A 13,602-nucleotide genomic window follows, 5' to 3' on the forward strand; every position below is an offset into this window, starting at 1 on the left:
CCTCAGCGGAGTTTGGCGGCCAGGATCGGCCCGATCTGGGCCAGTGACTCGGGTTGGGTCATGCGGTGGTGGCGGCTGACGATGTCGTGGTTCTCGATCGCGCCGCCGACATAGGGCCGCCACGCCTCGGGAGTCGCCACCCTTGGGTCCAATGTGGACGTGAACAGCAACAGGTCGCCGGGGAAGAAGTCCGGGACGTGTTCGGGCGCCAGCCGGGTGTTGTTCAGCATGGTGTCCGCGATCGCCGTCACGTGCCGCTCGGACAGGCTGGCCAGCGCGCTGCCCCGGCCGCGCAGGATGGCCACGAACTGCTCGAAGGTGACCGGGTCGTCGGTGTCCGGCGTGCCGTCCAGCGTGAACCGCACGGGCTCGCCGTCCTGCGGGGTCCCGAACAGCAGGAGCAGCAGCGCCAGGATGCTGCGCTCGCTGGGCACCGGTTTCTCGGGCAGATCGCACACCGGGCAGGAGTCGAGCATGGCCAGCGTGGCGGTCCGCTCCCCGCGCCGGTGCAACTCGGTGGCCACCGCGTGGGCGGCCAGACCGCCGAAGGACCAGCCAAGCAGGTGGTAGGGACCGGTCGGCTGCACCGCGCGGATCTCGTCGACGTAGTCGGCGGCCATCTGCCGCACCGAGGTCGGCAGCGGGCCGGTCCCGGCGAGGTTGTGGGCCTGCACCGCGTAGATCGGACGGTCCGGGTCGAGATGCCGGAGCAGGCCACTGTAGGCCCAGCCCAGGCCGCCGGCCGGGTGGATGCAGAACAGTGGCGGCCGACTGCCCTTGGCCCGCAACGGAAGGATCACGTCCACGGCGTCGGCGGGCTCGTCGATGTCCAGGCGGGTCGCCAGCTCGGCCACGGTCGGGTGCTCGAACAGGGTGCGCAGCCCCAGCTCGGCGCCCAGGGTCGCGCCGATGCGGGCGATCAGCCGGGTGGCCAGCAGGGAATGCCCGCCCAGCGCGAAGAAGTCGTCGTCGATGCTGACCCTCGGCACGCCGAGGATCTCCGCGAACAGCCCGCACAGCAGTTCCTCCTGCGGGGTTCGCGGCGCCCGGCCGCCGGTGGAGACCACGTCGGGCTCCGGCAGGGCGAGGCGGTCGAGTTTGCCGTTCACCGACAGCGGCAGGCTTTCCAGCGGCACGAGCACCGACGGCACCATGAACTCCGGCAACCGGTCCCGCATGAACCGCCGCAGCGCCGGGGCGTCCACCGGTGGCACCACGTACGCCACCAGCCGGTTGTCCCGCGCCGTCACCACGGCCTCGGCCACCTCGGGGTGGTCGCGCAGCACGGTCTCGATCTCGCCCAGCTCGATCCGGAACCCCCGCAGCTTCACCTGGTGATCGGCCCGGCCGACGAACTCCAGGTCCCCGTCCGGACGCCACCGCACGAGGTCGCCGGTCCGGTACATCCGGCTCCCGGCCGGGCCGTGCGGATCGGCCACGAACCGTTCGGCCGTCAGCGCGGGCCGATTCAGATAGCCCCGAGCCACCCCCAGACCACCGAGGTACAGCTCCCCCACCACACCTGGCGGCACGGGACGCAGGCCGGGGTCCAGCACGTGCAGCTGAGTGTTCGCCACCGGCCGGCCGAGCGACGGTGGCAGCGGGATGGTGTCGGCCAGCGGATCAGTCATGCTGGCGCAGGCCGTGCTCTCGGTGGGTCCGTACGCGTTGACCATCCGCCGGCCGGTGGCCCAGGCCGCCACCAGCGCCGGCGGGCAGATCTCACCGCCGAACACGAGGGTGCGCAGCGCCGGCAGGGGTTGCACGGGCACGGTGGTCAGCGTGGCTGTCGGAATGAACGCGTGGGTTATCCGTTGCTCGGCGAGCACCTCGGCGAGGGCGGAGCCGGCCAGCGGGATCGGCGGCGGGATCACCAGGGCGGCACCGGCCGGGAACGCCATCAGCTGCTCGATGACCGACAGGTCGAAGCTGGGTGAGGAGAACTGGAGCACCCGGTCGCCCGGCCCGATCGCGTACCGCTCGGTCTGCGACACGGCGAGGCTGGCCACCCCGACGTGGGTGTTGACCACCGCTTTCGGCCTTCCGGTCGAGCCAGAGGTGTAGATCACGTACGCGGAGTTGGCCGGCAGCACCGGGATCGCGGGGTTGTCCGCCGGGTACGTCGCCGCGGCGGTGGGGATCTCGGTCAGCACCAACGCCGGTTGGGCGTCGCTCAGCATGAACGAGATCCGCTCGGCCGGGTACTCCGGATCCACCGGCAGGTACGCGCCGCCGGCCTTGAGCACGGCCAGCAGGGCGATGACCAGCTCGGCGGACCGGCGCATCCGCAACGCCACGATCCGTTCCGGGCCGATCCCCTGCTCGATCAGCAGCCAGGCCAGGCGGTTGGCCCGCTCGTTGACCTCCCGGTAGGTCAGTTCGATTCCGGCGTCCACGAGGGCCACGGCGTCGGGTTCCTGTCGTTCGAACAGGGTCGCCATGGTCGCGGTCGGGATCGGGGTGGCGGTGTCGTTGTAGGCACGCAACCGGTCTCGCTCGTCGTCGGTGAGGACGTCGAACTGTCCGATGCGGCGGTCCGGGTCGGCGATCAACGCCCGCAGCAGGCCGGTCCAGCGGGTGACGAGGGTTTCGACGCTGCTGCGGTCGAACAGGTCGGTGCTGTACTCGAGGACGCCGTGCACGCCGTCGACCGTGCCGTCGGAGCCGCGCCGCTCCCAGAGGCTGAACGCGAGATCGAACTCCGCGGTGGTGACGGGCGTCGGGACCTGGCTGATGTCGAGGCCGGGCAAGGAGAAGTCCAGTTCCGGGGCGTTCTGGAGCGCCAGCATGACCTGGACCAACGGGTGGTGGGACAGGGACCGCGTGGGGTTGAGGACTTCCACCAGGTACTCGAACGGAACATCCTGATGGGCATAGGCGTCCAGCGCCGTCTCCCGAGCCCGCTTCACCAATTCGGTGAAAGTGGGATTGCCACTGGTGTTCGTCCGCAGCACCAGGGTGTTGACGAAGAACCCGACCAGATCGTCGAGGGCTTGGTCGGTACGGCCGGCGATCGGGCAACCCACCGCGATGTCGTTGCCGGCCCCCAACTTGCCGAGCACAGCCACCAAACCCGCTTGCAGCACCATGAACACACTCGCCCCGAGCCGCCGAGCCAGCGCCGCCAGGTCACGATGCAGTTCCGCGTCGAGGTGTACCGGCACCCCGTCACCGCGGTAGGAGTTGACGGCCGGGCGCGGCCGGTCGGTGGGCAGTTCCAGCTGGTCCGGCAACCCGGCCAGCGCTTCGGTCCAATAGGCCAACTGCTCGGCGACGAGACTGTCCTCATCGGACTGGTCACCCAGCAGACTTCGCTGCCACACCGTGTAGTCCGCGTACTGCACCGGCAGCGGCGACCAGTCCGGCGCCCTGTCCTCACAACGAGCGGCATAGGCCGTGGTCAGATCGTGCGACAACGGGTACATCGACCAGCCGTCGGCGGCGATGTGATGCACCACCAGCACCAACACGTGCACATCCGCGGCCAACTCGAACAACACCGTCCGGATCGGCAATTCCGTCGCCAGATCGAACTGGCACCGCGTCGCGCTCTCCACCGCGGCCGACAGCTCGGACTCGTCGATCCGGGTGATCAGCAGCGAGGGCACGGTGCCGACAACCTGTTGGCGGGCCACCCCGTCCGTCTGCGGAAACACGGTGCGGAGACTTTCGTGACGGGTCACCACATCGGCGAACGCGGCCTGCAACGCGCCACGGTCCAGCTGGCCGGACAGGCGCAGGGTGAGGGCGATGTTCTGACTGACGCCCTCCAACTGGTGCAGGAACCAGAGTCGGTGTTGGGCGAAGGACAACGGCACGACATCCGGACGCTCCCCCGCCGCCAACGACGGTCGGGCCTCGTCCGCGCCACGCAGCAGCCGCGCCACGCCCGCGACCGTGGGGTTGTCGAACAGGGCGCGCAGACTCACTTCCACGCCCAGAGTCGTCCGGATGCGGGCGATCAACCGTGTGGCCAACAGGGAATGCCCACCCAGCGCGAAGAAGTCGTCATCGACGCTGACCTGAGCAACCCTCAGCACCTCGGCGAACAGCCCGCAGAGGAGCTCCTCCTGCGGGGTGCGCGGCGCACGACCGCGCACCGCGGCCAGCTCCGGCACCGGTAGGACGGCCCGGTTCAGCTTGCCGTTCACCGTGAGCGGCAGGCGTTCGAGTGGCACGAACACCGACGGCACCATGAACTCCGGCAGCCGGTCGCGAACGAAGCCGCGCAGCACCTCACCTCGTTCCGCCGACACGACGTAGGCCACCAGCCGATCCTCGCGCGCCACCACGGCGACCTGGTCCACGCCGGGATGGGCGCGCAGCACCGACTCGATCTCCCCCAGCTCGATCCGGAACCCCCGCACCTTCACCTGGTGATCGACCCGGCCGACGAACTCCAGCTCACCGTCGTGCCAGCGGACGAGGTCCCCGGTCCGGTACATCCGGCTCCCGGCCGGCCCGTAGGGATCGGCCACGTACCGCTGGGCGGTCAGCCCCGGCCGACGCAGGTATCCGCGGGACATGGACAGGCCGCTGATGTACAGCTCCCCCACCACACCCGGCGGCACCAGCCGCAACGCGGAATCCAGCACGTGCACCCGGGAGTTGGGCATGGGCCGGCCGATCGGCGCCGGCTGCGGACAGTCGAGATCTTCGGGCACCATGTAGGTGGTGATGACATGCGTCTCCGAAGGCCCATAGTGGTTGTGCAGCCGCCGGCCCGGGGCTCGTTGGAAGAACTCGCGCACCTCGCTGTCCAGCACCAGTGGCTCGCCGCCCTGCGCGATGTCCAGTAGGCAGGGCAGGCTCCGGCCCTGTTCGTTGGCGGCCTGCGCGAGGCTGCGCACGACCAGGTTCGGCGCGAACAGTTCCGTGACCTCGTGCCGGTCCAGCCACTCGGCCAGCAGGGCGGAGTCGTGCCGCACCTCGTCGGTCGGCACCACCAGCGTCTTTCCGTACATCAGGGTGGACAGGACCTCCTGCACCGACACGTCGAAGCTGAGCGCGGTGAACTGTGCGGTGCGGGCCCCGGGGCCACCAGGGAAGGCCGTGCGGTGCCACAGCAGGAGGTTCAGCAAGCCGCCGCCGGACATGACCACGGCCTTGGGGGTGCCGGTGGAACCGGAGGTGTAGATCACGTACGCCGCGTTCGCGGGTTCGGCTCGCGGGCCGGGATCGGTCTCCGGGCCGCGGCTGATCTCCGCGGCGGTCACCGGATCGTCCACCACCAGCCGGGGCGTGTCCGCAGGTGCGAAACCGGCGTGGGTCAACAAGAAGGACGGCCGAGCATCGCTGAGCATGAACGAGATCCGCTCGGCCGGGTACTCCGGATCCACCGGCAGGCCGGCGGCGCCGGTCTTGAACACGGCCAGCAGCGCCACGATCATCTCGGCCGACCGGGGCAGCGCGAGCGCCACGATCTGCTCGGCGCCGACGCCGCGGGCGATCAGGGCGTGCGCCAACTGGTTGGCCCAGGCGTTGAGCTGGGCGTAGGTGACGGTGGTCTCCTCGAACACCACGGCCGGCGCGTCCGGGGTGGCCCGCACCTGGGCCTCGAACATCGCCGGCAGGCTGATCACGGGAACCGGGGCGGCGGTGTCGTTGTAGGTGTGCAGCTGGTGTCGTTCCTCGGCACTGAGCACGTCGACCTGGCTGATCGTCAGTTCGGGAACCGCGACCATGGTTTCCAGCAGGTGCACCCAGCGGGCCACGAAGGCCTCGACGCCGGCCCGGTCGAACAGGTCCGTGGCGTATTCCAGGACACCGCCGATGCCCTCGGCGGCGCCGCCGGGACCGCGCCGCTCGGTGAGGTCGAACGACAGGTCGAACTTGGCGGTGGTGGTGGGAGTGGACACGAACTCGACGTCCAGGCCAGGCAGGGTGAAATCGGTCTGCGGGGCGTTGTGCAGCGCCAACATGATCTGGAAGAGGGGGTGCCGGGACAGGGAGCGGGTGGGATTGAGGACTTCCACCAGGTATTCGAACGGCACGTCCTGATGGGCGTAGGCGTCCAGCGCCGTCTCCCGGACCCGCTTGATCAGGTCGGTGAAGGTGGGGTCGCCACCGGTGTCGGTCCGCAGCACCAGCGTGTTGACGAAAAACCCGACCAGGTCGTCGAGGGCCTGGTCGGTGCGGCCGGCGATCGGACTACCCAGGGCGATGTCGTTGCCGGCACCCAGTTTGGTCAGCAAAGCGGCCAACCCCGCCTGCAACACCATGAACACACTCGCCCCGCACCGACGGGCCAACTCCACCAGCTCGGCGTGCAGGCCGGCATCCAGGCGGACGAACACGTGATCGCCGCGGTAGGAGGCGACCGGCGGACGCGGGCGGTCGGTGGGCAGTTGCAGCTGGTCCGGCAACCCGGCCAGCGTCTCGGTCCAATAGGACAGCTGCTCGGCGAAGACACTGTCCTCATCGGACTGATCACCCAGCAGACTCCGCTGCCACAGCGTGTAGTCCGCGTACTGCACCGGAAGTGGCGGCAACTGCGGGTCCTGTCCCTGCCGTCGCGCCGCGTACGCCTGTGCCAGATCCAACGCCAACGGGCTCAACGACCAGCCGTCGGCGGCGATGTGGTGCACCAGGATCAGCAACACGTGCTCGTCCGGGGCGAGCTCGAACAACGCGGTCCGGATCGGCAGTTCCGAGGCGAGATCGAAGTTGTGTTCCATGGCCGCCAACAGCGACTCCGACAGTTCGTCGACCCGCGTAACCTCCAGGGTGGGGGTGCGATCCAGAATTTCCTGGTACGCCACGCCTTCCACCTGTGGGAAGACCGTGCGCAGACTCTCGTGCCGCAGCACGACATCACGAAGCGCCGTCTGAAGCGCGCTACGGTCGAGCTCGCCGGACAGGCGCAGGGCGAGCGACACGTTGTAGGTGGAGTTGGGGCCTTCCAACTGGTGCAGGAACCACAGCCGCTGTTGCGCGAACGACAACGGCACCGCGGCCGGCCGCTCCCCCGCGGTCAACGCCAGCCGGGCCCGTCCCATCTGGTCCAGGCCGGCCGCCATACCGGCCACTGTCGGGACCTCGAACACCAGCCGTAGCCCCAGTTCCACGCCGAGAGTCGCCCGCACGCGGGCCGCCAGCTGGGTGGCCAGCAGCGAATGCCCACCCAGGGCGAAGAAGTCGTCGTCCACCCCAACCCCGGGCACGCCCAGCACCTCGGCGAACAGCCCGCACAGCAACTGCTCCTGCGGGGTTCGCGGCGCCCGGCCAACCGCGGACGGCATCTCCGGCGCCGGCAGCGCGGCCCGGTCCAGTTTGCCGCTGGCCGCCAACGGCAGGCTTTCCAGCACCACGTAGGTGGACGGCACCATGTAGTCCGGCAACCGCTCCCGCAGGTACGCGCGCAGCACCTCCGGCCGCTGCGCCGTCACGACGTACGCCACCAGTCGCTGATCGCCCGGGCGGTCCTCGCGCACCACCACCACGACCTGGTCGACCCCGTCATGGGCCCGCAGCACCGCCTCGATCTCGCCCAGCTCGATCCGGAACCCGCGCAGCTTGACCTGGTCGTCGGCCCGACCCACGAACTCCAGCCCGCCGTCACGCCACCGAACCAGGTCACCGGTCCGGTACATCCGGGTCCCTGGCGGCCCGAACGGGTCGGCCACGAACCGCTCAGCCGTCAGTCCGGGCCGCCCCAGGTACCCGCGCGCCAGTCCGACGCCGGCCACGTACAACTCGCCCACCACGCCCGGCGGCACCGGTCGCAGCGCCGCGTCCAGCACGTAGGTCTGGGTGTTGGTCACCGGGCGGCCCAGCACGGGGGTGGGTGAGTCGCCCAGCGAGGCCGTGAGCGAGTCGACCGCACACTCGGTCGGGCCGTAGAAGTTGAACGCCAGCGTCTCCGGCTTCGCCCGCAGTTCCGCCCAGAACTGCTCGGAGGTGGCCTCGCCGCTCACCATGACCGTCACCGGATGCCAGCCGGGTCCGTCGAGCAGCCCGCCGACCACCAGTTGCCGCAGGTACGACGGCGTGGTGTCCAGGTAGTCGATGTGCCGCTCGGCGACGTGGCGCACGAATTCGTCGGGGTCGGACCAGGTGGCGTCGTCCACCACGTGCAGCTCGTGCCCGGCGAAGATCCACAACAGTTGGTCCCACGAGGCGTCGAACGACAGCGAGGAGGTCTGGGCGATGCGCAGCCGCTGGCGACCGGCCTTCGCCATGGTCTGCGCGAACAGGTTCGCCCGGTGGTGGTGGAACAGGTTGACGATGCCGCGGTGGGTGGCGACCACGGCCTTGGGCGCGCCGGTGGAGCCGGAGGTGTGGATCACGTACGCCGGGTGCTCCGGGTGGATCGGCGCCTCGAAGTCGGTGTCCGGGTACTCGACCGCCGCGGCCATGTTGGTCGCGGTCAGCACACAGACCGGCCGAACGCCGTCGAGCATGGCGTCGATCCGGGCGGCCGGGTAGCCGGGATCGATCGGCACGTACGCGCCGCCGGCCTTGAGCACCGCCAGCAGCGCCACGATCGCGTCGGCCGACCGCTCCATGAGCAGTGCCACCAGTGATTCCGGACCGACTCCTCGGTCGATCAGCAGGCGGGCCAGTTGGTTCGCGCGAGCGTTGAGCTGTGCGTAGGTGAGAGTGGTTTCGCCGAACACGACGGCGGTGTCGTCCGGGGTGCGTGCCGCCTGGGCCGCGAACAGGGCGGGCAGGGTGTCGGTCGGGACCGGGGCGCTGGTGTCGTTGTGGTCGACCAGGTGGCGCAGCTCGTTGGCGCTCAGGATTTCGATCCGACTGAGCGGGTGGTCCGGGGCAGTGACCGCCCCGGCCAGCAGGCGTTGCCACCGGGCCAGCAGCGTGGTCACGGTGGCCTGGTCGAACAGGTCCGTGGAGTACTCGATGGTGCCGACGATGCCGTCCGGGAGGCCATCCGGACTGTGCCGCTCGGACAGGCTGAACGCCAGGTCGAACGCGCCGGTGACGGTCGGGGTCGGCAGCAGCGTGACATCCAGGCCCGGCAGTGCGAACTGGGCGCGCGGCGCGGTGTCCAGGGCGAGCATGATCTGGAAGAGGGGGTGGTGGGACAGTGAGCGGGTGGGATTGAGGACTTCCACCAGGTACTCGAACGGAACATCCTGATGGGCGTAGGCGTCCAGCGCCGTCTCGCGAACCCGCTTCACCAACTCGGTGAAAGTCGGATTGCCGGAGGTGTCGGTCCGCAACACCAGCGTGTTGACGAAAAACCCGACCAAGTCGTCAAGCGCCTGATCGGTACGACCGGCGATCGGACTACCCAACGCAATGTCGTTTCCAGCCCCCAGCTTGGTGAGCAGAGCAGCCAAACCCGCCTGCAACACCATGAACACACTCGCCCCGCACTGACGGGCGAGGGCGACCAGGTCGCGATGCAGCGAGGCCTCCAGCCGAACCGGCACGCATTCGCCCTGATACGTCGACACGGCCGGGCGGGGGCGATCCGTGGGCAGCTCCAGCTGATCGGGCACCCCGGCCAGCGCCTCGGCCCAATAAGCCAGCTGTTCGGCGGCCAGACTGTCCTCATCGGACTGATCACCCAGCAGACTCCGCTGCCACACCGTGTAATCCGCATACTGCACCGGCAACGGAGCCCAATCCGGCTCCATACCCCGACAACGAGCTGCATACGCCGTGGCAAGATCACGTGACAACGGATGCATCGACCAGCCATCAGCCACAATGTGATGCACCACCAGCAACAACACATGCACATCCGCGGCCAACTCGAACAACACCGTCCGAATCGGCAGCTCCACCGCCAGATCGAACTGGCACCGCGTCACACTCTCCACCGCGGCCGACAGATCATCGACCGGCCTGGCCTCCAGCGTTGCCACCGCGTCCACGACCTGCTGGTACGGAACGCCTTCGGCCTGCGGGAAAACCGTCCGCAGACTCTCGTGGCGGGCCATCACGTCGGTCAGCGCGGATTGCAGCGCCGAGCGGTCGAGCCGACCGGAAAGCCGCAGCGCGAACGGGATGTTGTAGTTGGCGCTCCGACCTTCCAACTGGTCGAGGAACCACAGCCGGTGCTGGGCGAAGGACAGCGGTAGGACATCCGGGCATTCGCTCGCGGTCAGGGCCGGCCGCACCGGCCCGGCAGCGGCCAGGTTGGCGGCAATACCGGCCACCGTGGGCTTCTGGAACAGCTCGCGCAGCGGCACTTCCACGCCCAGGGTCGCCCTGATGCGGGCGGTCAGCCGGGTGGTCATCAGCGAATGGCCGCCCAGTGCGAAGAAGTCGTCGTCGACACCGACCCGAGGACGTCCCAGCACTTCGGCGAACAGGTCGCACAGCACCTGCTCCTGGGGCGTGCGCGGGAGTCGGCCGACTTTGTTCTCGGCGACGCCGGGCGAGTCTGGGCGGAGGACCGCGAGCGGCTCCACGTCGAACCGGCTGAGCGGACGGTCGGGATCAGCGACGGCCTCGGACAGCAGGCGTTGCCACCGTTGCACCAGCGCCTCGGCGGTGCCGTGTTCGAACAGGTCGGTGGCGTACTCGAGAACCCCGGTCAGGCTGGGCCGCTCCGTCAGCCGGAAGGCCAGGTCGAACTTCGCGGCATTGCCCGGTGGGGGAAGTTGGCTGACGTCCAGTCCCGGCAGCGTGAACTCGGTTCGCGGATCGTTGTCCAGCACCAGCATGACCTGGAACAACGGGTTGTAGGCCAGCGAACGCTCCGGGTTGAGCGCCTCGACCAGGCACTCGAACGGCAGGTCCTGGTGGGCGTAGGCGTCCAGCGCCGTCTCCCGGACCCGCTTGACCAACTCGGCGAAGGTCGGGTCGCCGGCGGTGTTCGTCCGCAGCACCAGGGTGTTGACGAAAAAGCCGACCAGATCGTCGAGGGCCTGGTCGGTGCGACCGGCGATAGCGGAACCCACCGGGATGTCGTTGCCAGCCCCCAACTTGCCGAGCACGACCGCCAATCCCGCCTGCAACACCATGAACACACTCGCCCCGAGCCGCCGAGCCAGCGCCGCCAGGTCACGATGCAGCTCCGGGTCGAACCGCATTCGCACGGTGCCGCCCTGGTAGGACGGGATGGCCGGGCGCGGCCGGTCGGTCGGCAGACGCAGGCAGTCCGGCAGGCCAGCCAGCGCATCGGTCCAGTACGCGAGCTGGGTGGCGAAGAGACTGGACGGATCGGACGGATCGCCCAGCAGATTTCGCTGCCACAGCGTGTAGTCCGCGTACTGCACCGGCAACGGCGCCCACTCCGGGTGCCGTCCTTGGCAGCGGGCGGTGTAGGCGGCGGTGAGGTCCCGGGTCAACGGCCGCATGGACCAACCATCGGCGGCTATGTGGTGCACGAGCAGGACCAGCACGTGCTCGTCCGGCGCCAGCTCGAGCAACTCCGTCCGAACCGGCGGTTCCTCAGCGAGATCGAACTTGTGCTGTCCGGTATTCGCCAGCGCCGCGGGCAAGTCGTCGACCCGGGTGCGGTCCGGTGTCGCGGCGGCGTCCACGACCACCTGGTGGGGAACGCCCTCGGTCTGCGGGAAAACCGTCCGCAGACTCTCGTGGCGGGCCATCACGTCGGTCAGCGCGGATCGCAGCGCCGAATGGTCGAGCGGTCCGGACAGCCGCCAGGCCAGCAGGATGTTGTAGGTGGCGTTCGGGCCCTCCAACTGATCGAGGAACCACAGGCGGTGCTGGGCGAACGACAACGGGACAACGGGCGGACGCGCACCGGCGGTCAGCGCCGGTCGGGCCGGTCCGGCAGTGTTCATCGTGGCCGCGAGCCGGGCGACGGTGGGGTTGTCGAACAGCGTGCGCAGCGTCAGCTCAGCACCCAACTCTGCGCGGACCCGGGAGATCAGCCGGGTGGACAGCAGCGAATGACCGCCCAGCGCGAAGAAGTCGTCATCGACACCGACCTGAGATATGCCCAACACCTCGGCAAACAGTCCACACAGGACATTCTCTCGTGGCGTGCTCGGGCCACAGCCGAGGGTCGGGGGCGCTTCCGGCGCGGGCAGCGCGGACGGGTCGACCTTGCCGTTCACCCCGATCGGCAGGCTGTCCAGCACGACAACGGCCGACGGCACCATGTACTCCGGCAACCGACTCCGCGCGTGCTCCCGCACCAGCTCCGGCCGCGGCCGCTCCCTCGCCGGCACCACGTAGGCCACCAGGCGCTTGTCCTCCGGCCGGTCCTCCCGGACGATCACCGCGACCTGGCCGACATCCCGGTGCTCGCCGAGCACCGCCTCGACCTCGGGCAACTCGATGCGGAACCCGCGTACCTTGACCTGGTCGTCGACCCGGCCGCGGAACTCGAACGCCGAGCCCCGCCGCGTGACCACGTCCCCGGTCCGGTACATCCTGGCGCCGGGCGGTCCGTACGGATCGGGCACGAACCGCTCGGCCGTCAGTCCGGGCCGTCCCAGGTACCCCCGGGCCACGCCGTCGCCCGACACGTACAGTTCGCCGGTCTCGGCCGGCCGCAAGCGGTCGTCCAGCACGTAGACCCGGGTGTTCGGGACGGGCCCGGCGACCACCGGCTCCGGTGACACCTCCAGCGAGGTGATGAGCGGGGCGATCGTGCACTCCGTCGGGCCGTAGGCGTTGTACGAGTTCAGGCCGTCCGCCGCCCGGAGTTCCGCCCACAGCCGCGGGGGCACCGGCTCGCCGCCCACCCCGACGGTGACCGGCCGCCAGGGGTGGGTGAGCAGGCCGTGGGACAGCAGCAGTCGCACGTACGAGGGCGTGCTGCCGATGTGGTCGATCCGGTGCCGGACGAGGTAGGAGACCGCCGCGTCCGGGTCGGCCCAGACGGTGTTGTCCACGATGTGCAGTTCGTGCCCGGCGAACATCGCGAACAGGTGGCTCCAGGACGCGTCGAAGGACAGCGAGGCCGTCAGCACGACCCGCAGCCGGCGATCGCCGACCGACCGCACCGACATCGCGTAGGCGTTCTCGCGGTAGCCGTGGAAACTGTTGAGCACATTGCTGTGGCTGACGACCACGCCCTTGGGACGCCCGGTGGACCCGGAGGTGTAGATCACGTACGCCGCCTGCGCCGGGTCGACCGGCGCGAGGTCGGCATCCGGGCAGCTGGCGACCGTGGCGGCGGTGACCGGATCGTCGAGCACCAGCACCGGAGTGCCGTTCCCGGCCGGCATCCGATCCGTCGTGTGGCGGTCGGCGAGCAGGAGCACCGGTCGGGCGTCACCGAGCAGGTAACCGATGCGGTCGGCGGGATATCGCGGGTCAACCGCCAGACAGACGCCGCCGGCCTTCAGCACGGCCAGCAGCGCGACGACCATCTCGGCCGATCGGGGGAGCATCAGCGCGACAACACGTTCCGCGCCCACCCCCTCGGCGACGAGCGCGTGCGCGAGCTGGTTCGCCCGGGAGTCGAGCTGGCCGAAGGTGAGCGCGGTGTCCTCGAAGACGACCGCCACGGCCTCCGGTGTCGCGCGCGCCTGTGCCTGGAACATCGTGACCAGGTCCGGGGCCGGCGGTTGCTCCCTCAGCACGAACAGCTCCGCTGCCGAATCGCCTGCACCCGTCGGCCTCCTCACGCGATGAAGCGGACCTCCCGATCTTCAGTCTTAGGCCAGCGAAGCGGAGCGGACCATGGGACCTTGGTCCCAGCCCCAGGTA

Annotated in this window: 1 protein-coding gene; it reads right to left on the minus strand. The window is 69.7% G+C overall.

Going from position 1 to position 13,602, the window contains the following annotated elements; genetic code table 11:
* Positions 1 to 2 precede the first annotated feature (2 nt).
* Complete coding sequence (locus KALB_RS27090) at positions 3 to 13,475, minus strand: non-ribosomal peptide synthetase (RefSeq protein ID WP_025358822.1); 13,473 nt, start codon at positions 13,473 to 13,475, stop codon at positions 3 to 5.
* Positions 13,476 to 13,602: the final 127 nt, after the last annotated feature.

The sequence above is a fragment of the Kutzneria viridogrisea DSM 43870 genome (genome assembly GCF_000525635.1).
GTDB lineage: Bacteria > Actinomycetota > Actinomycetes > Mycobacteriales > Pseudonocardiaceae > Kutzneria > Kutzneria viridogrisea.